22 protein-coding genes and 1 pseudogene are annotated in these 25,056 nt (G+C 69.1%); 10 read left to right on the top strand and 13 right to left on the bottom strand.

The window, feature by feature from the left end:
• Positions 1-197 precede the first annotated feature (197 nt).
• Positions 198-2,486 (top strand): tetratricopeptide repeat protein, encoded by a 2,289-nt coding sequence (locus ACNYS0_RS30485; protein WP_422478061.1) that lies wholly within the window; start codon positions 198-200, stop codon positions 2,484-2,486.
• Positions 2,487-2,875: 389 nt separating this feature from the next.
• Here the strand turns inward: ACNYS0_RS30485 and ACNYS0_RS30480 are convergent, their stop codons facing one another.
• From ACNYS0_RS30480 to ACNYS0_RS30445, 8 genes are read right to left on the bottom strand one after another with little or no spacing between them, the layout of a single operon-like run.
• The gene (locus ACNYS0_RS30480) at positions 2,876-3,214 is read right to left on the bottom strand and encodes a metal-sulfur cluster assembly factor (RefSeq protein WP_266720908.1); all 339 of its coding nucleotides are present in this window, start codon (positions 3,212-3,214) and stop codon (positions 2,876-2,878) included.
• On the bottom strand, positions 3,211-3,669 hold the full coding sequence (gene sufU, locus ACNYS0_RS30475) for a Fe-S cluster assembly sulfur transfer protein SufU (RefSeq protein ID WP_422478059.1): 459 nt from the start codon (positions 3,667-3,669) through the stop codon (positions 3,211-3,213). The genes ACNYS0_RS30480 and sufU overlap by 4 nt, the downstream gene beginning before the upstream one ends.
• A gap of 19 nt (positions 3,670-3,688) precedes the next feature.
• A complete protein-coding gene (locus ACNYS0_RS30470) occupies positions 3,689-4,945 on the bottom strand; it encodes a cysteine desulfurase (protein ID WP_422478057.1) in 1,257 nt (418 codons plus the stop codon).
• Positions 4,942-5,706 (bottom strand): Fe-S cluster assembly ATPase SufC, encoded by a 765-nt coding sequence (gene sufC / locus ACNYS0_RS30465; RefSeq protein WP_385766119.1) that lies wholly within the window; start codon positions 5,704-5,706, stop codon positions 4,942-4,944. Before sufC ends, ACNYS0_RS30470 begins: the two co-directional genes overlap by 4 nt.
• A 7-nt stretch (positions 5,707-5,713) precedes the next feature.
• Positions 5,714-6,037: a non-heme iron oxygenase ferredoxin subunit gene (locus ACNYS0_RS30460; protein ID WP_422478055.1), complete on the bottom strand. Its 324-nt coding sequence runs from the start codon at positions 6,035-6,037 to the stop codon at positions 5,714-5,716.
• Positions 6,037-7,221: a Fe-S cluster assembly protein SufD gene (gene sufD / locus ACNYS0_RS30455; RefSeq protein WP_422478053.1), complete on the bottom strand. Its 1,185-nt coding sequence runs from the start codon at positions 7,219-7,221 to the stop codon at positions 6,037-6,039. The genes ACNYS0_RS30460 and sufD overlap by 1 nt, the downstream gene beginning before the upstream one ends.
• A gap of 59 nt (positions 7,222-7,280) precedes the next feature.
• Positions 7,281-8,705, bottom strand: coding sequence for a Fe-S cluster assembly protein SufB (sufB, locus tag ACNYS0_RS30450; RefSeq protein ID WP_422406622.1), 1,425 nt, complete (start codon positions 8,703-8,705; stop codon positions 7,281-7,283).
• On the bottom strand, positions 8,702-9,424 hold the full coding sequence (locus tag ACNYS0_RS30445; RefSeq protein ID WP_399232390.1) for a helix-turn-helix transcriptional regulator: 723 nt from the start codon (positions 9,422-9,424) through the stop codon (positions 8,702-8,704). The genes sufB and ACNYS0_RS30445 overlap by 4 nt, the downstream gene beginning before the upstream one ends.
• 122 nt (positions 9,425-9,546) lie before the next feature.
• Between ACNYS0_RS30445 and ACNYS0_RS30440 the strand changes: the two are divergent.
• The 4 genes and pseudogenes from ACNYS0_RS30440 to ACNYS0_RS30425 all read left to right on the top strand — a co-directional run bounded on the left by ACNYS0_RS30440 (position 9,547) and on the right by ACNYS0_RS30425 (position 13,122).
• Positions 9,547-10,330: pseudogene (locus ACNYS0_RS30440) on the top strand (AAC(3) family N-acetyltransferase).
• An 11-nt stretch (positions 10,331-10,341) separates the two neighbouring features.
• Positions 10,342-11,265: an ABC transporter ATP-binding protein gene (locus tag ACNYS0_RS30435; protein ID WP_422478051.1), complete on the top strand. Its 924-nt coding sequence runs from the start codon at positions 10,342-10,344 to the stop codon at positions 11,263-11,265.
• Positions 11,262-12,029 carry an ABC transporter permease gene (locus ACNYS0_RS30430; protein ID WP_422478049.1) on the top strand — a complete coding sequence of 256 codons (768 nt, stop codon included), beginning with the start codon at positions 11,262-11,264 and terminating at the stop codon, positions 12,027-12,029. Before ACNYS0_RS30435 ends, ACNYS0_RS30430 begins: the two co-directional genes overlap by 4 nt.
• A gap of 97 nt (positions 12,030-12,126) precedes the next feature.
• Positions 12,127-13,122: a COX15/CtaA family protein gene (locus ACNYS0_RS30425; RefSeq protein ID WP_422478047.1), complete on the top strand. Its 996-nt coding sequence runs from the start codon at positions 12,127-12,129 to the stop codon at positions 13,120-13,122.
• A gap of 13 nt (positions 13,123-13,135) precedes the next feature.
• Here the strand turns inward: ACNYS0_RS30425 and ACNYS0_RS30420 are convergent, their stop codons facing one another.
• The 3 genes from ACNYS0_RS30420 to ACNYS0_RS30410 all read right to left on the bottom strand — a co-directional run bounded on the left by ACNYS0_RS30420 (position 13,136) and on the right by ACNYS0_RS30410 (position 15,707).
• Positions 13,136-14,230, bottom strand: coding sequence for an amidohydrolase family protein (locus ACNYS0_RS30420; protein WP_422478045.1), 1,095 nt, complete (start codon positions 14,228-14,230; stop codon positions 13,136-13,138).
• A 97-nt stretch (positions 14,231-14,327) separates the two neighbouring features.
• Entirely contained in the window at positions 14,328-14,663 is a 336-nt protein-coding gene (locus ACNYS0_RS30415; protein ID WP_422430261.1) for a hypothetical protein, read from the bottom strand.
• Positions 14,664-14,756: 93 nt separating this feature from the next.
• The gene (locus tag ACNYS0_RS30410) at positions 14,757-15,707 is read right to left on the bottom strand and encodes a heme o synthase (protein WP_422434437.1); all 951 of its coding nucleotides are present in this window, start codon (positions 15,705-15,707) and stop codon (positions 14,757-14,759) included.
• A gap of 392 nt (positions 15,708-16,099) precedes the next feature.
• Between ACNYS0_RS30410 and tkt the strand changes: the two genes are divergently transcribed.
• From tkt to pgl, 5 genes are read left to right on the top strand one after another with little or no spacing between them, the layout of a single operon-like run.
• Complete coding sequence (tkt, locus tag ACNYS0_RS30405) at positions 16,100-18,187, top strand: transketolase (protein WP_422478043.1); 2,088 nt, start codon at positions 16,100-16,102, stop codon at positions 18,185-18,187.
• Between the two features lie 34 nt (positions 18,188-18,221).
• Positions 18,222-19,340, top strand: coding sequence for a transaldolase (gene tal / locus ACNYS0_RS30400; protein ID WP_422478041.1), 1,119 nt, complete (start codon positions 18,222-18,224; stop codon positions 19,338-19,340).
• 4 nt (positions 19,341-19,344) lie between these two features.
• On the top strand, positions 19,345-20,880 hold the full coding sequence (gene zwf / locus ACNYS0_RS30395) for a glucose-6-phosphate dehydrogenase (protein ID WP_422478039.1): 1,536 nt from the start codon (positions 19,345-19,347) through the stop codon (positions 20,878-20,880).
• Positions 20,877-21,953: a glucose-6-phosphate dehydrogenase assembly protein OpcA gene (opcA, locus tag ACNYS0_RS30390; RefSeq protein WP_422478037.1), complete on the top strand. Its 1,077-nt coding sequence runs from the start codon at positions 20,877-20,879 to the stop codon at positions 21,951-21,953. Before zwf ends, opcA begins: the two co-directional genes overlap by 4 nt.
• 10 nt (positions 21,954-21,963) lie before the next feature.
• Positions 21,964-22,743, top strand: a complete 780-nt coding sequence (pgl, locus tag ACNYS0_RS30385) for a 6-phosphogluconolactonase (RefSeq protein ID WP_422478035.1) — start codon at positions 21,964-21,966, stop codon at positions 22,741-22,743.
• A gap of 48 nt (positions 22,744-22,791) precedes the next feature.
• On the opposite strand, the gene ACNYS0_RS30380 is transcribed toward pgl, so the two are convergent.
• Positions 22,792-23,274: a DUF2087 domain-containing protein gene (locus ACNYS0_RS30380; protein ID WP_422478033.1), complete on the bottom strand. Its 483-nt coding sequence runs from the start codon at positions 23,272-23,274 to the stop codon at positions 22,792-22,794.
• Between the two features lie 72 nt (positions 23,275-23,346).
• Positions 23,347-25,002 carry a glucose-6-phosphate isomerase gene (gene pgi / locus ACNYS0_RS30375; RefSeq protein ID WP_422478031.1) on the bottom strand — a complete coding sequence of 552 codons (1,656 nt, stop codon included), beginning with the start codon at positions 25,000-25,002 and terminating at the stop codon, positions 23,347-23,349.
• Between the last annotated feature and the right edge of the window lie 54 nt (positions 25,003-25,056).

Here is a 25,056-nt window from a genome sequence, read left to right as displayed (position 1 = left end):
AGCACGAACCCCCCAACCGTTCCCGCCACTTGGCGGTCACGTCCCTCACCCAGCATCGACGGCGTCGTCATGACCGCCGCTCCACCTCGTCCACGTCCAGGCCAAGCTCGTGGAAGGCGAGCACGTCCGGGTTGGCAAGCAGCACCAGTTCAGGAGTTCGCGCTCCCACTCCGTGGCGCCTGATGAAGAATCACTGCATGCCGTCGAGCGTGCCCGCGCCCCAGCAAAGCGCCCGGGAACAGTTCAGTTCCCTGCTGCAGGAGACACTGCGGGGATTGGGGCGTCCCACGCTCGTCAATATCGTCCGGGCAAGTCGCGTTCGCGGCACTCCTCACTTGAACAAGTCGTCCGTGAGTGAATGGCGTCGCGGAGTGAGCATTCCAGAGACTCACGACCTCCTCGAAACTCTGCTCCTCGCGCTCGATCGCATCGCCGGAAAACGCGGGCTGATGGACCGGGAACAGTGGCTGAGCATCTACGCTGCAGCGCTGAAAGAGGCCCGCACCGGCCCATCAGAACCCGCACCGGTGCGGGACTGGACGGCCATGGAACTGGGTGTCCACAGACCCCAGCTCCTGCCGAACGCTCCGACTCTCACACCGTATGTACGCCGAGATGTCGACGCCACGGTGGAACTGGCTCTGAGTCGGCTCCTGGGCAAGGGCGGCATGGTGCTCCTCACCGGGGACTCGGCTGCCGGCAAGACCCGCACGGCTCACCACGCGATGAGGACGGCCGCGCTGGACTCCATGCTCCTGGCACCACAGGGCAGCGTCGACCTCGCCGACACCGTCGACACGGCTGTGTCCCTGTCTCGCCGAGGAACACCCAGCATCCTGTGGCTCAATGACGCGGAGCGCTTTCTGGGCACGCACGGACTGACCATGCAGCAGTTCAGACGCCTCCGGTCTGCGCGGACGGTCGTGCTTGCCACACTGCGTGACACCTTCCAGCAGCAGCTCCTCACGGACGGCGTCGCAGCAGATGTCATGAATCTGGCCCATGAGATACGGGTCGAGCGCCTGTGGTCGTCTGCCGAACTCTCACGTGCCGCAGAGGTAGCCACATCAGCCCGTGACCCCCGACTGGCGGAGGCTCTACAAGCTTCAACCGATCATGGAATCGCCGAGTATCTGGCGGCAGGACCACAGCTGTGGCGTGAGCTGCAACAGGCTCCCCGCGTCGGGGGAAACCCGCGCGGGGCGGCCCTCGTGCACGCGGCGATCGACCTCGCCCGCGCCGGGATCAGTGGCGCGATCACCCGCGACGCCTTGGTCGATCTACACGAAAAGCTTCTTCCGGGCAGCAACACGTCGCTTCTTACTCCCGAGCCCCTCGACCGCGCCTGGTCATGGGCGACAGAGGCGCGGTATGGGGCGACACGGCATCTGATCCCTGTCGATGACGGCTGGCAGGCCTTCGACTACCTCGTGGATGCGGTGATGAGGGCGACGGCGCCCGCTCCCCTGCCACAGGAAGTCTGGGAGACCGCTCTCGAACTCGCTGTTCAGAGCCACCAACGACACGACGTAGCACTCGCCGCGTTCGCGAACGACCGCTCCGATGTCGGGGAACGCTCACTGGGCCCACTGGCAGAGGCAGGGGATGTGGACGCCATGCGTGCACTGGGAGTGCTGCACCGCAGAAGGGCTCCCAAGCGCGCCAAGGTCTGGTTGAAGAGAGCCATCGCCACCGGCGACGCCGTTTCCATGCGGCTGCTCGGCAACCAATATGTGTTTCAAGGTCAGCGGGGACGGGCCGAGAAGTGGTACCGCAAGGCCGCGAAGGTCGGAGATCCTAAGTCCGAGGCGTACTTCAACGAACCGGGTATCTACCCTCAGCCACGCGATAAGGAGCCGCCCGAAGGGGACCTTTCGCGCAGCTCCGAGGAACTGTCGGACGAGGAGGACGACGACAGGCCGTGGCAGCCCTCGGCACGCACCCTCAAGGTCCTGGAAGCCGCCCTCGACATCGACTGCGACATGACGTACGACGCGATCAAGGAGTTCGGAGGGAAGGCGATCAGGCCGAGGAAGTTCGGGCCGTTCATGCTCGCCAATCTCCCGTCACAGACCTGGCAGCAAGGCCGTAAGTGGCGAAGAAAGTTCGCACGCTGCTACGACGATCTGGCCGAGGACATCCGAGCCGGCCGGCTGCCCTCCCCCACCTGTACGGGCGAAGAGATGGCACTGCACATGGCGCTCCAGAGCGCTTCTGCCATGACGCTGGACCAAATGGACTTCGTGGAGGAGATCTGCGTCGGACTGCCCGAGTCCCCCGACGACTTCGACTGGGCCGACTGCAAGGATCTCCTCTTCGAGGATCACGACGTCCTCTGGCTCTACTGGCCTTGGATGTCGGGCGTCGAAGACCCGGCCGACCCTGTCAACAGGTTCGCAGGCATCGCCTATCTGCGCCCGGAGGAGTGGTTCGAACCGTTCAGCAAGGACAAGGCTCGCGCTTCTGGCCGAGGGCATCGCCGCTGAGCCGGCTGTCTCCTCGTCCGGTCCGGAATTCCGGTCCCGCCCCCATGACCTGGACCTTCCCCGTCTCGACCGCGGTCCGTCACTCCGCCTTTTGAACGACAGCACTTCACTGAGGGCGTCGGGCGAGCGTCCGGCAGTCTCATTGGAAGGCGCACATGAACTCGCTGAGTGACCACATCCCCCTCGTCATCGCCTTGCTGGCTCTTGTAGCCGTAGTGCTGCTCGTGACAACCCTGGTCACGCTACGGGGTCTGCGCGGCGAGCACCGTATCGCTGTGTACCGCTCGTTCCTGCGCGCTCTCCGCAGGTAGGTAGTCAGGGCCGTGAGCAAGCGCTGTGGGGTGCCACCGATGTCGGTGGCACCCCACAAGAGCGGTGAGCAGTGATACTCACACGTTGAAGCCGAGCGCCCTCAGCTGCTCGCGGCCGTCGTCCGTGATCTTGTCCGGGCCCCACGGCGGCATCCAGACCCAGTTGATCCGGAGCTCGTTGACGATGCCGTCGGTGGCGGACTTCGCCTGGTCCTCGATGACGTCCGTGAGCGGACAGGCCGCCGACGTCAGCGTCATGTCGATCGTCGCGATGTTCGCGTCGTCGACGTGGATGCCGTAGATCAGGCCCAGGTTGACGACGTCGATGCCCAGCTCGGGGTCGACGACGTCGTACAGCGCCTCGCGGACCTCCTCCTCGGAGGCCGGCTTCATCTCCACTGCCGTGCTGTCACTCATGCGGTCTTCGCCTCCTCCGCGAAAGCCTGCGCCGTCGCGTCCTTCCACGCCATCCAGCTCAGGAGGGCGCACTTCACTCGGGCCGGGTACTTGGCGACCCCGGCGAACGCGACCGCGTCCTCCAGGATCTCCTCCATCGAGTCGTCCGGCTCGATCTGACCCTTCGACTGCATCAGTTCCAGGAAGGTCTCCTGGATCTTCCGCGCGTCGGACAGCTCCTTGCCGACCAGCAGCTCGTTGAGCACGGACGCCGAGGCCTGGCTGATCGAACAGCCCTGCCCCTCGTACGACACGTCAGCGATCTTCTCGCCTTCGTACTTCACGCGCAGTGTGATCTCGTCACCGCACGTCGGGTTGACGTGGTGCACCTCGGCGTCGCCATCCCGCAAGCCCCGGCCGTGCGGGTGCTTGTAGTGGTCCAGGATGACTTCCTGGTACATCGAATCCAGCTTCATGCGATTCCTCGCCAACCCCTCAACCGAAGAAGTTCCGTACGTGCTCCAGGCCGTCGACCAGCGCGTCGATCTCGCCGGGCGTGGAGTACAGATAGAACGACGCTCGCGTGGTCGCAGGAATTCCGTACCGCAGGCAGACCGGCCGTGCGCAGTGGTGACCGACCCGGACCGCGATGCCCTGCTCGTCGAGGACCTGGCCCACGTCGTGCGGGTGGATGTCGCCGAGCGTGAAGGAGATCGCCGCGCCCCGGTCCTCGGCCGTTGCCGGGCCGATGATCTTCAGGTCGGGGACCTCCTGGAGCCGCTTCACCGCGTACTCCGTGAGCGCCTGCTCGTGCTGGAGGATCCGGTCCATGCCGATCGATTCGAGGTAGTCGATCGCCGCGCCGAGGCCGACGGCCTCCGCGATCGGCGGCGTACCGGCCTCGAACTTGTGCGGCGCCGGGGCGTACGTCGAGGAGTGCATGGACACCGTCTCGATCATCTCGCCGCCGCCGAGGAACGGGGGCAGGTCCTCCAGGAGCTCCTGCCGTCCCCAGAGCACGCCGATGCCCGTCGGGCCGCACATCTTGTGGCCGGTGAAGGCCACGAAGTCGGCCTGGAGCGCCTGCACGTCGACCGGCATGTGCGGGGCGGCCTGCGAGGCGTCGATCAGGACCAGGGCACCGACCTCCTGGGCGCGGCGCACGATGGCCTCGACCGGGTTGTGGGTGCCGAGGATGTTCGACACGAGCACGAAGGAGACGATCTTCGTCTTCTCGGTGATGACCTCGTTGATGTTGCTCAGGTCGAGGCGGCCGTCGTCCGTCAGACCGAACCACTTCAGCTTCGCGCCGGTGCGCTGCGAGAGCAGCTGCCACGGAACGATGTTGGAGTGGTGCTCCATCTCCGTGATCACGATCTCGGTCTCGTGATCGACCTTGTACGGCTCGTCGGCCCAGCCGAGCATGTTGGCGACGAGGTTGAGCGACTCCGAGGCGTTCTTCGTGAAGATGACCTCGTCGCGGCTCGGCGCGTTGATGAACCCGGCGACCTTGTCGCGCGCGCCCTCGTACAGCGCCGTGGCCTCCTCGGCCAGCACGTGAACGCCGCGGTGGACGTTGGCGTTGTGCCGCTCGTAGTACCCCGTCATGGCGTCGAGGACCTGGCGCGGCGTCTGCGAGGTCGCCGCGTTGTCCAGGTACACGAGGTTCTTGCCGTCGTGAAGCACCCGGTCGAGGATCGGGAAGTCCTTGCGGATCGCCTCGGTGTCGAGGAGGCCCGGCAGCTGTGTCACGCGGATGCGCCACCCTTCACGTACTTGTCGTAGCCCTCGGCCTCGAGCTGGTCGGCCAGCTCGGCGCCGCCGGACTCGACGATGCGGCCGCCCGCGAACACGTGCACGTGGTCGGGCTTGATGTAGCGCAGGATGCGCGTGTAGTGGGTCACCAGGAGGGTGCCGACCTCGCCGTTCTCACGGACGCGGTTGATGCCCTCGGAGACGATGCGCAGGGCGTCGACGTCGAGGCCGGAGTCGGTCTCGTCGAGGACGGCGATCTTCGGCTTGAGGAGCTCGAGCTGGAGGATCTCGTGGCGCTTCTTCTCACCGCCGGAGAAGCCCTCGTTCACGTTGCGCTCGGCGAAGGACGGGTCCATGGAGAGCTTCTCCATGGCCTCCTTGACCTCCTTCACCCAGGTGCGCAGCTTGGGGGCCTCGCCGCGCACGGCCGTGGCCGAGGTGCGCAGGAAGTTGGAGACGGAGACACCGGGGACCTCGACCGGGTACTGCATGGCCAGGAAGAGGCCGGCGCGGGCACGCTCGTCGACGGACATCTCGAGGACGTCCTCGCCGTCGAGGGTGACGGTGCCGGAGGTGATCGTGTACTTGGGGTGACCCGCCAGGGAGTACGCGAGGGTCGACTTGCCGGAGCCGTTCGGACCCATGATCGCGTGGGTCTCGCCCTGCTTCACGGTCAGGTCGACGCCCTTGAGGATCTCCTTCGTGGCGTTGTCCGCCTCGACGGTGACGTGCAGGTCCTTGATTTCAAGCGTTGCCATGGGGACTTCAGTTCTCCTGGGTGAGGGAGACGAGAACGTCGTCCCCTTCGATCTTCACGGGGTATACGGGCACAGGGCGGGTGGCCGGGAGGCCGGACGGCTTGCCGGTGCGCAGGTCGAACGCGGACCCGTGCAGCCAGCACTCGATCTGGCAGTCCTCCACCTCGCCCTCGGAGAGCGAGACGTTCGCGTGCGAGCAGATGTCGTTGATCGCGAACACCTCGCCCTCGGTGCTCACGATGGACACGGGCGTGCCGTCGATCTCCACCCGCTTCGGGGTGTCGGTCTCCAGCTCGGCGAGCCCACAGGCACGTACGAAGGACGGGGACATCAGACCGAGGCCTCCAGCTCGACCTCGATCTTCTCGAGCAGGCGCTCCTCGATGTCCGGGACGCCGATCTGCTGGACCAGCTCGGCGAAGAAGCCGCGCACGACGAGGCGGCGGGCCTCCTCGGCGGGGACGCCGCGGGACATCAGGTAGAAGAGCTGCTCGTCGTCGAAGCGGCCGGTGGCGGAGGCGTGACCGGCGCCGACGATCTCGCCGGTCTCGATCTCCAGGTTCGGCACCGAGTCGACGCGGGCACCGTCGGTCAGAACCAGGTTGCGGTTCATCTCGTAGGTGTCCGTGCCCTCGGCCGCGGCCTCGATGAGGACGTCACCGATCCACACGGCGTGCGCGTCGTCGCCCTGGAGCGCGCCCTTGTAGACGACGTTCGACTTGCAGTGCGGGGTGTTGTGGTCGACCAGGAGGCGGTGCTCCTGGTGCTGGCCCGCGTCGGTGAAGTACAGGCCGAACAGCTCGGCCTCGCCGCCGGTGCCCGCGTAGTTGACGCGCGGGTTGAGGCGGACGACGTCGCCGCCGAAGGTGACGACGACCGACTTGAAGGAGGCGTCGCGGCCGACCAGCGCGTTGTGCTGCGCCACGTGCACGGCCTTGTCGTCCCAGTCCTGCACGGAGACGACGGTCAGCTTCGCGCCGTCGCCCAGCAGGTAGTCGACGTTGGCGGCGAGCACCGCGTCACCGGTGTGGTCGATGACGACGACGGCCTCGGCGAAGGCGCCCAGCTCGATGACCTGGTGGCCGTAGGCGACACCGCCCTCGCCGCGCACCGCGATGCGGATCGGCTCGGTGAGGACCGTCTCCTTGGGCACGGAGACGACGGACGCCTTCTCGAACGCCGAGTACGCCTGCGCGGCGACACGGTCGACGGGCTTGCCGGCCTTGCCGACGCGCGCGTCGTCGCGGCCGACCAGTTCGACGCTGACGCCCTCCGGGGCCTCGACGTCGACCTTCACGCCGTCACCGGTCGCGGTGGCGGTGCCGTCGTGCAGACCGCGCAGCCGCTCCAGCGGCGTGAACCGCCACTCCTCCTCGCGGCCGTGCGGGACCGGGAAGTCCTGCACGTCGTAGGAGGGGGGCGCGCTCATGCGCGTGGCAACGGTCGACTCGGCGGCGACCGCGACGGCGCCCGCGGTCGTCGAGCCTGCCGGGATGGTGGTGGGAGCCTCAGCCATGGCTGTCGTGGTGCTCGCTTTCGTTACGTGAGTGACTTGATGGCGACGTCAGTCGGCGGTCAGCCGACCGAGCCTTCCATCTGGAGCTCGATCAGCCGGTTGAGCTCGAGCGCGTACTCCATGGGCAGCTCCTTCGCGATCGGCTCGACGAAGCCGCGCACGATCATCGCCATGGCCTCGAACTCGGAGAGACCGCGGCTCATGAGGTAGAAGAGCTGGTCCTCGGAGACCTTGGAGACGGTCGCCTCGTGACCCATGGACACGTCGTCCTCGCGGACGTCCACGTACGGGTACGTGTCGGAGCGCGAGATCTGGTCGACGAGCAGGGCGTCGCAGAGCACGTTCGACTTGGCGCCCGGGGCGCCCTCGCCGATCTCGATGAGGCCGCGGTAGGAGGTGCGGCCGCCGCCGCGCGCGACGGACTTCGAGACGATGTTGGACGACGTGTTCGGCGCCATGTGGACCATCTTCGCGCCGGCGTCCTGGTGCTGGCCCTCGCCCGCGAAGGCGATGGACAGCGTCTCGCCCTTGGCGTGCTCGCCCATCAGGTAGACGGCCGGGTACTTCATGGTCACCTTGGAGCCGATGTTGCCGTCGACCCACTCCATGGTCGCGCCCTCGTAGGCGACGGCGCGCTTGGTGACCAGGTTGTAGACGTTGTTCGACCAGTTCTGGATGGTCGTGTAGCGGCAGCGCGCGCCCTTCTTGACGATGATCTCGACGACGGCGCTGTGCAGGGAGTCCGACTTGTAGATCGGGGCGGTGCAGCCCTCGACGTAGTGGACGTAGGCGTCCTCGTCGACGATGATCAGCGTCCGCTCGAACTGGCCCATGTTCTCCGTGTTGATACGGAAGTAGGCCTGGAGCGGGATCTCGACGTGCACGCCCTTCGGCACGTAGATGAAGGAGCCACCCGACCACACGGCGGTGTTCAGCGCGGCGAACTTGTTGTCGCCGGTCGGGATGACGGTCCCGAAGTACTCCTTGAAGAGCTCCGGGTGCTCCTTCAGGGCCGTGTCGGTGTCCATGAAGATGACACCCTGCTCCTCCAGGTCCTCACGGATCTGGTGGTACACGACCTCGGACTCGTACTGGGCCGCGACACCGGCGACGAGGCGCTGCTTCTCCGCCTCCGGGATGCCGAGCTTGTCGTACGTGGCCTTGATGTCCTCGGGCAGGTCCTCCCAGGACTCCGCCTGCTTCTCCGTGGAGCGCACGAAGTACTTGATGTTGTCGAAGTCGATGCCCGACAGGTCCGAGCCCCAGTTCGGCATGGGCTTCTTGCCGAACAGCTTCAGGCCCTTGAGGCGGAGCTTGGTCATCCACTCCGGCTCGGACTTCTTGGCGGAGATGTCCTTGACGACGTCCTCGTTGATGCCGCGCTTGGCAGAGGCACCGGCCGCGTCGGAGTCCGCCCAGCCGTATTCGTACTTGCCCAGGCCCTCGAGCTCAGGGTGGGCAGTCTCCTCGATGGGGAGAGTCATGCGGGGTTCCTCCCGGCCGTGCTTGCAGATGCGTTGGTGGTCGTGTTGGGGGTGTTCTTGGGGATGAACGTCGTGCAGACCCCGTCGCCATGGGCGATGGTGGCCAGTCGCTGTACGTGGGTGCCCAGCAGCTGCGAGAACATTTCTGTCTCGGCCTCGCACAATTGCGGGAACTGCTCGGCTACGTGGGCGACTGGGCAGTGGTGCTGGCAGAGCTGCTCACCGACCGGTGCGCTACGCGCCGTAGCAGCGTACCCGTCCGCGCTCAAGGCCCTCGCCAGGGCCTGGGCGCGCTCCTCGGGTGCCGCAGCCTCGATCGCCGCCTTGTAGGGACCGGCCTGAGCGGCGATCCGGGCGCGGGCGAAGGAGACGAGCGCCTCGTCGCCGCCGGCCTGCTCCTTGATCCAGCGGAGCGCTTCCGCGGCGAGCTTGTCGTAGGACTGGTCGAAGGCGTCCCTGCCGCAGTCGGTCAGCGCGAACACCTTGGCGGGGCGGCCGCGGGTGCGGGCGCCGTACACGCGCTGATCCCTGGGCTCCACGACATTGTCGGCACCGAGTGCGTCGAGGTGGCGGCGGACGGCGGCCTGGGTGAGGCCGAGGCGTCCCGCGAGCTCGGCGACGGTGGAGGGGCCGTGGTCCAGGATGGAGCGCGCGACCCGGTTGCGGGTGGACCGCTCCCCGGTCGTGAGCTCCTCTGGGGCCTCGCCGACGTTTTTCACAACGCCATTGTTGCGTAATTCCTCAGACCCTGACAAGCGCGGCGGTGATCGCCGCCCGGTGCCGTACATCACTTAGGCGAACCTAAGTACCCACGTACGGTGACCTGCGAAAACGATCTTTGATCGATCAGAGCCCGGGCGGTGACCGGTATCTCCGCGGTGCCCGATGCCGCCTCTCGCCCGCGCCCACACCCCACCCGACCGGCCCACTCGTCGCACGCGTCGCCCCGTCGACCGACCTCCGCACCCCGTGGGGCCGCCGACTGCCGACGCCGCCCCCGCCTTGGGCAATCTGCCGCCTGGGGCGGCAGGGTGGGCAAGGCGGCCCCCGGTGCCGCGCAACGAAAACGACGGGCGTCGCCCCGGGAAGGCGAACCGACCGCCGGTGTCGCGCTCTGGCGACGGGGGCGGACGCCGAGGCAGGCCCGCCCGCCGGTGGCGGGGACCACGCACGTGCACACCTGGCCGGGAGCCCTGCGCAGCGCGCACCCGCAGACGTCCTTCGCCGCGCTCGGACCCTGCGCCGCCACGGTGACCGAGGGGCACGCGGTCGACTGCCGGCTCGGCGAGCGCAGCCCGCTGGCCCGCCTGGAGGAGCTGCACGCGCGCGTACTGCTCCTGGGCGCGGGATACGAGGCGTGCACCAGCTTCCACCTGGCCGAGTACCGCATCCCGGCCCGGTACGAGGACGCCGGGCGACCGGGCCCGCACGGCTGGGAACACGTGCGCGAGCCCGCGATCGACGCCGCCCGCTTCGACGAACTGGGCGCCGCCTTCGAACAGGACACGACGGTCACCCGCGGCCGGGTGGGCGCCGCCGAGACCCGACTTTTCGGGGGCGCGGAGGCGGTGTCGTACGCGGAGAAGTGGCTCCCCGCGCGTCGGGGCGCCACGCCGCGTCCTTAGACTTGGCCACCATGCGAAGCGAGCCAGTCGTCCACATCACCGGTCTGGTGAAGCGGTACGGAACCAAGACCGCGGTCGACGGCCTCGACCTCACGGCGGCCCCCGGCATCACGGCCGTCCTCGGCCCCAACGGCGCGGGCAAGACCACCACGATCGAGACCTGCGAGGGCTACCGCAGGCCGGACTCCGGCACCGTCCGCGTCCTCGGCCTCGACCCGGTCAAACAGGCCTCCGCGCTGCGCCCCCGGATCGGCGTGATGCTCCAGTCGGGCGGCGTCTACTCCGGCGCCCGTGCCGACGAAATGCTCCGCCACATCGCCAAGCTGCACGCCCACCCGCTCGACGTGGACGCCCTCATCGAGCGCCTCGGTCTCGGCAGCTGCGGCCGCACCACCTACCGGCGCCTCTCCGGCGGCCAGCAACAGCGCCTCGCGCTCGCCATGGCCGTGATCGGCCGCCCCGAACTGGTCTTCCTCGACGAGCCGACCGCGGGGCTCGACCCGCAGGCCCGGCACGCCACCTGGGACCTGGTGCGGGACCTGCGTGCCGACGGCGTCTCGGTCATCCTCACCACGCACTACATGGACGAGGCGGAGCAGCTCGCCGACGACGTGGCGATCGTCGACAACGGCAAGGTCATCACGCAGGGCTCCCCCGAGCAGCTGTGCAAGGGCGGCGCCGAGAACACGCTCCGCTTCTCCGGCCGCCCCGGCCTCGACGTGGCGTCGCTCCTCAAGGCCTTGCCCGCGGACGCGGCGGCGGCCGAGCTGACCCCCGGCTCGTACCGCGTGAGCGGCAAGGTGGACCCGCAGCTCCTCGCGACGGTCACCTCCTGGTGCGCCCAGCACGGCGTGATGCCGGAAAAGATCTCCGTCGAGCGGCACACCCTCGAAGACGTATTCCTGGAACTGACCGGCAAGGAGCTGCGCGGATGAGCGCCGGTACGTACGCCCCCGCCCCCGGAGCCGCCCCGCTCCCCCGCATGATCGCGACGCAGGCCGCGCTCGAGACGAAGATGCTGCTGCGCAACGGCGAGCAGCTCCTCCTCACCGTCGTCATCCCGACGCTGCTGCTCGTCCTGTTCTCGGCCGTCGACATCGTCGACACGGGTTCCGGCAAGGCCGTCGACTTCCTCACCCCCGGCGTCCTCGCGCTCGCCGTGATGTCCACGGCCTTCACGGGACAGGCCATCGCCACCGGCTTCGAGCGGCGCTACGGGGTGCTGAAGCGGCTCGGCGCGTCCCCGCTCCCCCGCTGGGCGCTGATGACCGCGAAGACGCTCTCCGTCCTGGTCACGGAGATCCTCCAGGTCGTCCTGCTCACGGTCATCGCGTTCGCGCTCGGCTGGTCGCCGCACGGGAACCCGTTCGCCGTTCTCCTCCTCCTGGTGCTAGGCACCGCGGCGTTCTCCGGACTCGGCCTCCTCATGGCGGGCACGCTCAAGGCGGAGGCCACACTGGCCGCGGCCAACCTGGTCTTTCTGCTCCTGCTGGTCGGCGGCGGCGTCATCGTCCCGCTCGACAAGTTCCCCGACGCCGCGCAGTCGGTCCTCGGCCTGCTGCCCATCTCGGCGCTCTCCGACGGCCTGCGGGACGTGCTCCAGCACGGCGCCGCGATGCCATGGGGCGACCTCGGGATCCTCGCGGTCTGGGCGGTCGTGGGCCTCGGCGCGGCGGGCCGCTTCTTCCGCTGGGAGTGATGTACGGGGCCGGCCGCGGGACGTAACCCCCGTCACAGTTGGCCCAGTTACGTCCCCCTCGTGAAGCCGTGCACAAGCGGCGGCCTACGATGGGCCCGTGCCAAAGCTGACCCCCACCGACGCCGCGCGGGCGCTGCGCAACCCGCTCGCCTTCATCGCCGAGTACTGGACTCCCACTCAGCGGACCGTCCAGCGCGCGGCCATGTCCGCCGTCGTCATGACGGTGCTCATCGTCTGCACCGGCGGCGCCGTGCGCCTGACGGGCTCGGGCCTCGGCTGCCCGACCTGGCCCAAGTGCACCGACCAGTCGCTGACCGCGACGAGCGAGATGGGCTTCCACGGAGCCATCGAGTTCGGCAACCGCATGCTCACGTACGTGCTGTGCGCCGCGGTCGGCTGGGCGATCATCGCCGCCCGCTCGCGGAAGCCGTGGCGGCGCACGGTGACCCGGCTCGGCTGGGCCCAGTTCTGGATCGTGATGGGCAACGCCGTGCTCGGCGGCATCGTCGTCCTGGTCGGCCTCAACCCGTACACGGTGGCGGCCCACTTCGTCCTGACGACCGCCCTGCTCACCGTCGCGGTGGTGATGTGGCAGCGCACCCGCGAGGGCGACGCCGAGCCGCGCCCGCTGGTCGGCAAGGCCATCAAGCAGCTGGTCTGGGCCCTGGTCGCGGCGGCGGCGCTGCTGATCCTCGTCGGCACCGTGGTGACCGGCGCGGGCCCGCACGCGGGCGACTCCAGCGATGTGCACCGGATGCCGCTCGACTGGGAGACGGTCGCGAAGGTGCACGCGGTCCTGGCCTGGATCGTGGTGACGCTGACCTTCGCGCTGTGGTTCGTCCTGAAGGCGGTCGACGCCCCGAAGGGCCCCCTGCACCGCACCCGCGACCTGTTCCTGATCCTGCTCGCGCAGGGCGTCATCGGCTACGTCCAGTACTTCACGGATCTGCCGGAGATCCTGGTCGGCCTGCACATGCTGGGCTCGGCGCTGGTGTGGATCGGAGTCCTTCGCGTGGTGCTCTCGCTGCGCGAGCGCCCGGTGGCGGAGGCGGACCTCCCGTCGCAGTCGGGCCAGGAGCTCTCGGCGGTCTGACGCCCCCACGGGCTCAGCCGGCGCCGAGCCCGTACACCCGCCGCGCCGTCCCCGACGCGATCATGGCGGCCACCCGCTGCGCGTCGCCCAGCGACCACGCCCCGTCGGCGACCCACTCCCCGAGCACCCGCCCCAGCGCCTGCCGGAAGAGGCGTGCGCCCACCACGTGCAGCTCCGGCAGCCCCTGCGCGCCCGTCGAGAACAGCAGTTTCCCGAACGGCGCCAGCTCCAGGAACTCCGCGAGCAGCCCCGCCGCCCGCGCCCCCGTGCGGGCGAGTGCCGGGCCCAGGTCCGCGTAGACGTGCGGGAAGACGCCCGCCAGATGCGCCGCGTGCCGGTGGTTCGGGTAGCCGTGCAGCAGCACCACGTCCGTGCCGAGCCCCGCGGTGGCGCGGGCGAACTCGGCGAGCACCGCCGGGTCCATGGGGTCGAGGCACCCCCAGCGCAGTTGCAGCGGCCGCCCCGAGGCGACCGCGATCCACAGCAGGTGCCTGAGCAGCACCGGGTCCGTGAGGGCGCCGCCGACCTGCCGCCCCGCGAGCCAGCGCGACGCCGCTCCGCGCACCTCGCCGGGGCCCGGCGGCTGCGGGTCGAGCGCGAGCCCGTGGCGTACGCCGCCGACCGAGGTGAAGGCGACCGCGCCGGCGGCCGCGGCGTGCACGGATTCGGCGAGGTTCGCGAGGAAGGACTCCACGGTCCCCGAGGTGTCGGCGACCTGCTCCGCGAGGAGTTCGAGGCGGACGATCTCGTGGGCCTCGCTGCACGCCGCGGAGGCCATCTCGGCGGGCCCGGTCAGATCGTCCCGCTGCCCCGTGTCCACGAGATACGTGGTGATGCCGCTGCCGCGCAGCAGTCTGCGCCCCGCCTCGACGACGCCCAGTTCGCGGCGCCTCGCCAGATAGCGGGCGGGCGGGCAGTGGGGTTCCAGACCGAGCAGCGGCGGGCACCAGCGGCGCACCGCGAACCCGGTCTGGGTGTCGAAGAAGGTGGTGCCGGGGGCGGGCGGCCCCTCGCCCCGGCCGAGGTGGGCCTCGAAGGTGCCGAGGCCCAGCTCCGTACGCAGCACCCCGTGACAGTACTGATCCACGAGGGACGGCGTTTCGATCATCCGGACTCCCCGTCTATGGACCGTGTACCTACAGTCCTAACGGGTGAACAAGCGTCTGGTGTTGCTCGAATTCGGCCGCCGGATCCGGGAGCCGGGTTCAGCCGCCGAGCTGGATGCCCGCCATCCGCTTCCATTCGTACGGGCCCGTCTCGACCTTGGCCGCGAAGTCGCCGTCGAAGTCCTCGTGGACGGTGATGCCGGCCTTCTCCACGGCCTTCTGCGCGATCTCGTACGTGCGGGCCACCACGTCGCCCCAGCCGCCGTCCTCGCCGACGAGCACGATGCGTGTGCCGTGCTCTCCGATGTACGCGAGCTGCCCCTCGGCACCGCCGTGCGCCTTGGCGAACACGCCGATCTGCTTGGCCAGCTTGGCCGCACGACGCTCGTCCCTGGCCGCCCCGCGGGGCGCCTCAACCGCTTGAGTCTCTGCCATGGACAGGATGCTACCGACGAGTAGCCAAACAAGCGACAAGTGGGGTACGTGGCCTGGGCCACGTACCCCACCAGGAAAGAGCAGAGAGCGCGATCAGCGCAAGAAGGGGTCCACCGCGATCGCCACGAACACCAGCGACACATAGGTGATCGACCAGTGGAACAGCCGCATCTCCTTGAGCTTCGCGCCCGTCACCTCGGCCTTGGCGCGGTTCTGCAAACCGTGCGCCTCCCACAGCCAGAAGCCGCCGGCGAGCAGCGCGACCGCCGTGTAGAACCAGCCCGTGTAACCGAGCGGCTGGAGCAGCAGCGACACCGCGACCATCACCCAGCTGTAGGCGACGATCTGCCTGGCCACGACCTTGTTGGAGGCGAGGACCGGAAGCATCGGAACGCCCGCGCGCGCGTAGTCGTCCTTCACCTTCATGGAGAGCGGCCAGTAGTGCGGCGGCGTCCAGAAGAACATGACCCCGAAGAGGATGATCGGCGCCCACGACATGGAGTTCGTGACCGAGGACCAGCCGATGAGGACCGGCAGGCAGCCCGCGATGCCGCCCCACACGATGTTCTGGGCCGTGCGGCGCTTCAGGATCATCGTGTAGACGACCACGTAGAAGAGCAGCGCGCCCAGCGACAGCCAGGCCGACAGCCAGTTCACCGCGAAGCCGAACAGCAGCGTCGAGATCACCGCGAGGGAGATGCCGAAGACCAGGCACTCGGTGGGGCTGACCATGCCGGTGACCAGCGGACGCTGCGACGTGCGCTCCATGAGGGCGTCGATGTCGCGGTCGTACCACATGTTCAGGGCGTTGGCCCCGCCCGCGGACAGGTAACCGCCGAGGCAGGTGATGAGCACGAGCCAGAGGTCGGGCACACCTTGTTCGGCGAGGAACATCACCGGAACGGTGGTGATGAGGAGCAGTTCGATGATTCGCGGCTTGGTCAGCGCCACGAACGCCTTGATCCGGGCCCCGAACGGCCGCTGGCCCCGACTATTGCTCGTCAGCGCTCCCGCTGGACGGGATTCGACGGCCGTCACGCACACCCCTGACAGAGACTCCAGCGAGCCCCCGTTGCGGACCACTTGATGTGAAGTCCCGGTAAAGGCTCGCGCGTACCACGCCACTCTAGACGTTGCCCATACCCAGCCCTTCGTGGGGGTGGGTCGTGTTGGTCCGCATGCCGTAACGCCCTTGCCCTCCCCTCTTCGGGGAGCTGTCCGGATGAGCATTTCCGGCCACGGATGAGCCCCCATCTGAGCGGCTGCGTATTCACGTGTCGAATGCGCGCGGATCCGCGTCAGGAGGCGGATCCGACAGACTCCCGGCAGTCTGGAATGACTCGAAAAAAAGCACGTTCCAGCGAGGGTAGGCTCGACAACGGCTGGTGACAGACGTCACCGGCAATGAGACATGTGGAGAGGAGCCCTGACCCAGGGTGAGCACCAAGCCGACCACCACAGACTTCGAGTGGACCGATGTGGACCAGCGGGCCGTTGACACCGCTCGCGTCCTGGCCGCCGACGCCGTACAGAAGGTCGGCAACGGCCATCCCGGTACGGCGATGAGCCTGGCCCCGGCCGCGTACACCCTCTTCCAGAAGGTGATGCGGCACGACCCGGCGGACGCCGACTGGGTCGGGCGGGACCGTTTCGTCCTGTCCGCGGGGCACTCGTCCCTGACCCTCTACATCCAGCTGTACCTGGCGGGCTTCGGCCTGGAGCTGGACGACCTCGCGGCGTTCCGCACCTGGGGCTCCAGGACGCCGGGCCACCCGGAGTACGGGCACACCACCGGTGTGGAGACGACCACGGGCCCGCTCGGCCAGGGCGTCGCCAACGCGGTGGGCATGGCCATGGCCGCCCGCTACGAGCGCGGCCTGTTCGACCCCGAGGCCGCCGCCGGGGAGAGCCCGTTCGACCACTACGTCTTCGCCATCGCCGGCGACGGCTGCCTTCAGGAGGGCATCTCCGCGGAGGCCTCCTCCATGGCGGGCCACCAGCAGCTCGGCAACCTGGTCCTGCTGTGGGACGACAACCACATCTCGATCGAGGGCGACACCGAGACCGCGGTCTCCGAGGACACCTGCAAGCGCTACGAGGCCTACGGCTGGCACGTCCAGCGCGTGGAGCCGAAGGCGGACGGCGACCTGGACCCCGAGGCGATCTTCAACGCCATCGAGGCCGCCAAGGCCGTCACCGACAAGCCGTCCTTCATCGCGCTGCGCTCGATCATCGCCTGGCCGGCCCCGAACGCGCAGAACACCGAGGCCGCGCACGGCTCGGCGCTCGGCGACGACGAGGTGGCCGCCACCAAGCGCGTCCTCGGCTTCGACCCGGAGAAGTCCTTCGACGTCTCCGACGAGGTCATCAACCACACGCGCGGCGCCCTGGAGCGCGGCGCGCAGGCCAAGGCCGAGTGGGAGAAGCGGCTCGCCGAGTGGCGCTCCGCCAACCCGGAGCGCGCCGCCGAGTTCGACCGCATCAACGCGGGCGAGCTGCCGGCCGGCTGGGAGGAGAAGCTCCCGGTCTTCGAGACCGGCAAGGCCGTCGCCACCCGTGCCGCCTCCGGCAAGGTCCTCCAGGCGCTCGGCGGTGTGATCCCCGAGCTGTGGGGCGGCTCCGCCGACCTCGCGGGCTCGAACAACACGACGATCGACAAGACGTCGTCGTTCCTGCCCAAGGGCAACCCGCTGCCGGAGGCCGACCCGTACGGCCGCACGATCCACTTCGGCATCCGCGAGCACTCCATGGCCGCGGAGATGAACGGCATCGCGCTGCACGGCCACACGCGCATCTACGGCGGCACCTTCCTGGTGTTCTCCGACTACATGCGCAACGCGGTCCGTCTGTCCGCGCTGATGTCGCTGCCCGTCACGTACGTGTGGACGCACGACTCCATCGGCCTCGGTGAGGACGGCCCGACGCACCAGCCGGTCGAGCACCTCGCCTCGCTGCGCGCCATCCCCGGCCTCAACGTCGTCCGTCCCGCGGACGCCAACGAGACGGCCATCGCCTGGCGCGAGATCCTCAGGCGCGGCAAGAAGGAGTACGGCGTCTCGCACCCGCACGGCCTGTCGCTGACCCGCCAGGGCGTGCCGACGTACGACGCCAACGAGGACACGGTCAAGGGCGGCTACGTCCTGGCCGAGGCCTCCAAGGCGACGCCGGACCTGATCCTGATCGCCACCGGCTCCGAGGTGCACCTGGCCGTCGAGGCCCGTGAGCAGCTGGAGTCCGAGGGCATCGCCACCCGCGTCGTCTCGATGCCGTGCGTCGAGTGGTTCGAGGAGCAGGACCAGGGGTACCGGGACAGCGTCCTGCCGCCGTCGGTCAAGGCGCGCGTCGCGGTCGAGGCCGGGATCGGTCTGACCTGGCACCGCTTCGTCGGTGACGCCGGCCGCATCGTTTCGCTGGAGCACTTCGGTGCGTCCGCCGACGGAAAGGTCCTCTTCAAGGAGTTCGGCTTCACTGCCGAGAACGTGGCCGCCAAGGCGAAGGAATCCCTCGCCGCGGCGCAGCGCTGACGCCAGTACACGACCTGTAGGAGATGCAATTTCCATGACAGACGCACTCAAGCGCCTCTCCGAGGAAGGCGTCGCGATCTGGCTGGACGACCTGTCGCGCAAGCGGATCACGTCCGGCAACCTGGCCGAGCTGATCGACGAGCAGCACGTCGTGGGCGTCACGACCAACCCGTCGATCTTCCAGAAGGCGATCTCCAGCGGTGACGGCTACGAGCAGCAGCTCGCCGACCTCGCCGCCCGGAAGGTCACCGTCGAAGAGGCCATCCGCATGATCACGACGGCGGACGTCCGCGACGCCGCCGACATCCTGCGCCCGGTCTTCGACGCGACGGGCGGCCAGGACGGCCGCGTGTCGATCGAGGTCGACCCGCGCCTGGCGCACAACACCAGGGCGACGGTCGCCGAGGCCCGCCAGCTGGCGTGGCTGGTGGACCGGCCGAACACGCTGATCAAGATCCCGGCGACCAAGGCGGGCCTGCCCGCGATCACCGAGACGATCGGCAACGGCATCAGCGTCAACGTCACGCTGATCTTCTCCCTCGAGCGCTACCGCGAGGTCATGGACGCCTACCTCGCCGGCCTGGAGAAGGCCAAGGCCAAGGGCCTCGACCTGTCGACGATCCACTCGGTCGCCTCGTTCTTCGTGTCCCGCGTGGACGCCGAGATCGACAAGCGGATCGACGCCCTCGGCACGGACGACGCCAAGGCGGCGCGCGGCAAGGCCGCACTCGCCAACGCGCGGCTCGCGTACGAGGCGTACGAGGAGGTCTTCTCCTCCGACCGCTGGGCCGCGCTCGACAAGGCGCAGGCCAACAAGCAGCGTCCGCTGTGGGCCTCGACGGGCGTCAAGGACAAGGCGTACAAGGACACCCTGTACGTGGACGACCTGGTCGCTCCCGGCACGGTGAACACCATGCCGGAGGCCACCCTGGAGGCGACGGCCGACCACGGCCAGATCACCGGGAACACGATCGCGGGCACGTACGACCAGTCCCGCAAGGAGATCGAGGCCGTCGAGAAGCTGGGGATCTCGTACGACGAGGTCGTGCAGCTCCTGGAGGACGAGGGCGTCGAGAAGTTCGAGGCGTCCTGGAACGACCTGCTGAAGTCGACCGAGGCGGAGCTCAAGCGCCTCGCCCCCTCGGAGGGCTGATCCCTTGACCGCACACGGAGCGAACAGCAATCCGCTCCGTGACGCCGCCGACCGACGGCTCCCGCGCATCGCGGGGCCGTCGGGCCTGGTGATTTTCGGCGTTACGGGCGATTTGTCACGTAAGAAGCTGATGCCTGCGGTTTATGACCTCGCGAACCGGGGTCTGCTCCCGCCCGGCTTCTCGCTCATCGGGTTCGCCCGTCGCGAGTGGCAGGACGAGGACTTCGCGCAGGAGGTGCACGACGCGGTCAAGCAGCACGCGCGCACGCCGTTCCGCGAGGAGGTCTGGCAGCAGCTCATCCAGGGGATGCGCTTCGTCCAGGGCAACTTCGACGACGACGACGCGTTCGAGCAGCTCAAGGCGACCATCAACGACCTGGACAAGTCGCAGGGCACGGGCGGCAACTTCGCGTTCTACCTCTCCGTTCCCCCCAAGTTCTTCCCGCAGGTCGTGCAGCAGCTCAAGAAGCACGGCCTGGCGGACGGCTCGAACGACTCCTGGCGGCGCGCCGTCATCGAGAAGCCCTTCGGGCACGATCTCGCCTCCGCCAAGGAGCTGAACGCGATCGTGCACGAGGTGTTCGACCCGGACCAGGTGTTCCGGATCGACCACTACCTCGGCAAGGAGACCGTCCAGAACATCCTGGCGCTGCGCTTCGCCAACCAGATGTTCGAGCCGATCTGGAACCGGTCGTACGTCGACCACGTCCAGATCACGATGGCCGAGGACATCGGTATCGGCGGCCGCGCCGGCTACTACGACGGCATCGGCGCCGCGCGCGACGTCATCCAGAACCACCTCCTCCAGCTGATGGCGCTGACCGCGATGGAGGAGCCCGCCTCCTTCGACGCGGACGCGCTCGTCGCCGAGAAGGCCAAGGTGCTCGGCGCCGTGAAGCTGCCGAAGGACATCGGCCGCGACACGGTGTTCGCGCAGTACGCGGCCGGGTGGCAGGGCGGCGAGAAGGCCGTCGGCTATCTCCAGGAAGACGGCATCGACCCCAAGTCGAAGACCGACACGTACGCGGCGATCAAGCTGGAGGTGGACAACCGCCGCTGGGCGGGCGTCCCGTTCTACCTCCGCACCGGCAAGCGCCTCGGCCGCCGCGTCACCGAGATCGCCGTCGTCTTCCAGCGGGCTCCGCACTCCCCCTTCGACCACACGGCGACGGAGGAGCTGGGGCAGAACGCGATCGTGATCCGCGTCCAGCCGGACGAGGGCATCACGGTCCGCTTCGGCTCCAAGGTGCCGGGCACGTCGATGGAGATCCGCGACGTCTCGATGGACTTCGCGTACGGCGAGTCCTTCACGGAGTCGAGCCCCGAGGCGTACGAGCGGCTGATCCTGGACGTCCTGCTGGGCGACGCCAACCTCTTCCCGCGCACCGAGGAGGTCGAGCTGTCCTGGAACATCCTCGACCCGATCGAGGGCTACTGGGACAAGCACGGCAAGCCCGCGCAGTACCCGTCCGGCACGTGGGGGCCCGCCGAGGCGGACGAAATGCTCGCACGAGACGGACGGAGCTGGCGCCGGCCATGAAGATCGACCTCACGGACACCACCTCCAGCAAGATCAACAAGGCGCTCGTCAAGGGCCGCCGCGCCATCGGCACACCCGCCGTCGGCATGGTGCTGACCCTCGTCATCGTCACCGACGAGGAGAACGCCTACGACGCCCTGAAGGCCGCCAACGAGGCCTCGCGCGAGCACCCCTCGCGCACCCTCGTGGTCATCAAGCGCGTCTCGCGCTCCCCCCGCGACCGCACGAAGTCCCGGCTCGACGCCGAGGTGCGGGTGGGCGCCGAGGCGGGCACGGGCGAGACCGTCGTCCTGCGCCTGTACGGCGAGGTGATCAACCACGCCCAGTCGGTCGTGCTCCCGCTGCTGCTCCCGGACGCCCCCACGGTCGTCTGGTGGCCCGTGGACGCGCCCCTGGACCCCGCGAACGACCCGCTCGGCGCATTGGCCCAGCGCCGCGTCACGGACACGTACGCGGCCGAGCAGCCGGTTCACGAACTGGAGGCGAGGGCCGAGTCCTACGCCCCCGGTGACACGGATCTGTCGTGGACCCGCATCACGCCGTGGCGCTCGATGCTGGCCGCCGCGCTCGACCAGGTGACCTGCGACGTCACCTCGGTCGAGGTCGAGGGCGAGGAGTTCAACCCGAGCTGCGAGCTGCTCGCGATGTGGCTCGCGGACCGGCTCGACGTCCCGGTGCGGCGCAGCCTGTCGGCGGGCCCGGGCCTGACCGGCGTACGCATGGAGTCCACGTGCGGCCCGATCGTCCTCGACCGGGCCGACGGCACCCTCGCCACCCTCTCCATCCAGGGCCAGCCGGACCGCGCGGTGGCGCTCAAGCGCCGCGAGACGTCCGAGCTGATCGCGGAGGAGCTGCGCCGCCTCGACCCGGACGACACCTACGCCGCCGCGCTGCGGTTCGGCGTGGACCGGCTCGGCGAGCCCGAGGACCAGAAGACGGTGCCGGACTCGGTGTCGTCGGCGGCCTCGGCCGCGCCCACGGCGGCGCCCGCCCAGAAGGCGGCCGCGAAGAAGGCACCGGCCAAGAAGGCCCCTGCCAAAAAGGCTCCGGCCAAGAAGGCAACGACGAAGTGAGCGCAGACAAGTGAGTGCAGCACCCCAACTCGTCGTCCACCGCGACAAGGAGCTGATGGCGCAGGCGGCCGCGGCCCGGCTGATCACCAAGATCGTCGACGCCCAGTCCGCCCGCGGCTCCGCCTCCGTCGTCCTGACGGGCGGCCGCAACGGCAACGGCCTGCTGGCCGCGCTGCATGCGGCCCCCGCCAGGGACGCGATCGACTGGGGCCGTCTCGACCTCTGGTGGGGAGACGAGCGCTTCCTGCCGGACGGCGACCCCGAGCGCAACTACACACAGGCGAGGGAGGCACTGCTGGACGCGGTGCCGCTGGACCCCGCGCGCGTGCACCCCATGCCCGCGTCGGACGGCCCCTTCGAGGCGGAGGCCGCGGCCGAGGCGTACGCGGCCGAACTCGCCAACGCCGCGGGGCCCGAGGACCACGGCCCCGTGCCGACCTTCGACGTCCTGATGCTCGGCGTGGGCCCTGACACGCACGTCGCGTCGCTCTTCCCCGAGCTGCCGGCGGTCCGCGAGACGGAGCGCACGGTCGTCGGCGTGCACGGCGCCCCCAAGCCCCCGCCCACCCGCACCACGCTCACGCTCCCGGCGATCCGGGCCGCGCGCGAGGTGTGGCTGCTCGCCGCGGGCGAGGACAAGGCGAAGGCCGCCGCGATCGCGCTGTCCGGCGCGGGCGAGATCCAGGCCCCGGCGGCGGGCGCGTACGGGCGCTCGCGCACGCTGTGGCTGCTCGACGCCGCCGCCGCATCGCAGCTGCCGCCGGCGCTGTACCCGCCGGCTGTCGCGTAACGACGTCCTACGTAGGCGCCAGGGCCCCGCTTCTTAAGAAGTGGGGCCCTACGCGTGCTGCGGCACCCGGTAGTCCGAGCCGTCCTTCTCGCGTACGAGGAGGCCGTCGATGACGCAGTAGCGGCGCAGCGCGGCCGTGTCGTCGTGGACCGTGCGCAGCGCCTCGTTGACCTCGCGCTCGCTGTACGTGCGCTCGGCGTCGAAGAGGGTGCCGGTGAGATGCACGAGGAGGTCGTGGCGGACGGTCGGGCGTACCGGTATGGCGGTGAGACGGCCCCGGGAGAAGAACCCGGTGAGGTGGCGCGGGACCCCCGACGCGGGCTCGGCGGCCCGGTGGTGGCGGAAGATCTCGGGCCCGGCCCACAGCGAGCCGTCGTCGAGGCGCTGGACGAGCCCCGCGGCGATCAGCTTGCCGAGGTGCTTGCGGGCCAGTGGGGAGTCGGCCTCGCGGGGCGGTAGGTCGTCGAGGACGATGCGCGCGTAGAGCCTGAGTCGGTCGGGGTCGGCGAGCGCCGACATGAGCTGGTCCACAGGGTGCCTCCCGGCAGGGTCACGGACGGGCAGTCTCGCCCGCCGGAAGGGCTTTGCGCACCCCAATAACGCTTAACGTCCCCGCAGCTCCCGGTACTTCGCGACCAGCGCCTTCGTCGACTCGTCGAGCCCCGGCACCTGCGCGCCCTCGGTGAGCGCGGGCTCCACGCGCTTGGCGAGCACCTTGCCGAGTTCGACGCCCCACTGGTCGAAGGAGTCGATGTTCCAGACGGCGCCCTGCACGAACACCTTGTGCTCGTAGAGGGCGACCAACTGCCCGAGCACGGACGGCGTGAGGTCCTTCGCGAGGATCGTGGTCGTCGGGTGGTTGCCCTTGAACGTCTTGTGCGGCACCAGCTCCTCGGGCACCCCTTCGGCGCGCACCTCGTCGGGCGTCTTGCCGAACGCCAGCGCCTGGGTCTGCGCGAAGAAGTTCGCCATCAGGAGGTCGTGCTGGGCGACGAGCCCCGGCAGCAGATCGGCGACGGGCTCGGCGAAGCCGATGAAGTCCGCCGGGATCAACTTCGTTCCCTGGTGGATCAGTTGGTAGTAGGCGTGCTGCCCGTTCGTGCCCGGCGTGCCCCACACCACGGGCCCGGTCTGCCAGCGGACCTCCTCGCCGTTGCGCTGCACGTACTTGCCGTTCGACTCCATGTCGAGCTGCTGGAGGTACGCCGTGAACTTGGAGAGGTAGTGCGAGTACGGCAGCACGGCGTGCGACTGGGCGTCGTGGAAGTTTCCGTACCAGATGCCCAACAGGCCCATCAGCAAAGGCACGTTGGACTCGGCGGGCGCGGTGCGGAAGTGCTCGTCGACGAGGTGGAACCCGTCGAGCATCTCGCGGAACGCGTCCGGACCGATCGCGATCATCAACGCCAGGCCGATCGCGGAGTCGTACGAATAACGCCCGCCGACCCAGTCCCAGAACTCGAACATGTTGGCCGTGTCGATGCCGAACTCCGACACCTTCTCGGCGTTCGTCGACAGCGCCACGAAGTGCTTGGCGACGGCTTCCTGACCGGCCCTCAGCTCGGTGAGCAGCCAGTTGCGCGCGGACGTCGCGTTGGTGATCGTCTCGATGGTGGTGAAGGTCTTCGAGGCGATGACGAACAGCGTCTCGGCCGGGTCGAGGTCGCGGACGGCCTCGTGCAGGTCGGCGCCGTCGACGTTCGACACGAAGCGGACGGTCAGCTCGCGGTCGGTGAAGGAGCGCAGCACCTCGTACGCCATCGCGGGCCCGAGGTCGGAGCCGCCGATACCGATGTTGACGACGTTCCTGATGCGCTTGCCGGTGTGCCCGGTCCACTCCCCCGACCTGACCCGGTCGGCGAAGGCGGCCATCTTGTCGAGCACGGCGTGCACACCCGGCACCACGTTCTCGCCGTCGACCTCGATCACGGCGTCACGCGGGGCGCGCAGCGCGGTGTGCAGGACGGCCCGGTCCTCGGTCGTGTTGATCCTGTCGCCGCGGAACATGGCGTCGCGCAGGCCGAACACGTCGGTCGCGGCGGCCAGCTCGCGCAGCAGCCGCAGCGTCTCCTCGGTGACCAGGTGCTTCGAGTAGTCGACGTGCAGGTCACCGACCCGCAGCGTCCAGTCGGACCCGCGCGCGGGATCGGCCTCGAACAAATCCCGCAGCCCTACGTCGCCCAGCTGCTGCCGGTGCTTGACGAGCGCCTGCCATTCGGGCGTCTGGGTGAGTGCTGCCTGCTTGTCGGACGCGTTCATCTCGAAGTTCAGCCTTCTCTCGTACCTGGGTACGTACGGTGCCCCGCTGCTCCC

Origin of the sequence: Streptomyces anthophorae (genome assembly GCF_049310305.1) — a bacterium.
Lineage (GTDB): Bacteria > Actinomycetota > Actinomycetes > Streptomycetales > Streptomycetaceae > Streptomyces.
The sequence above is the reverse complement of the archived record's forward strand: the minus strand, read 5'-3'. Positions and strand labels throughout refer to the sequence as shown.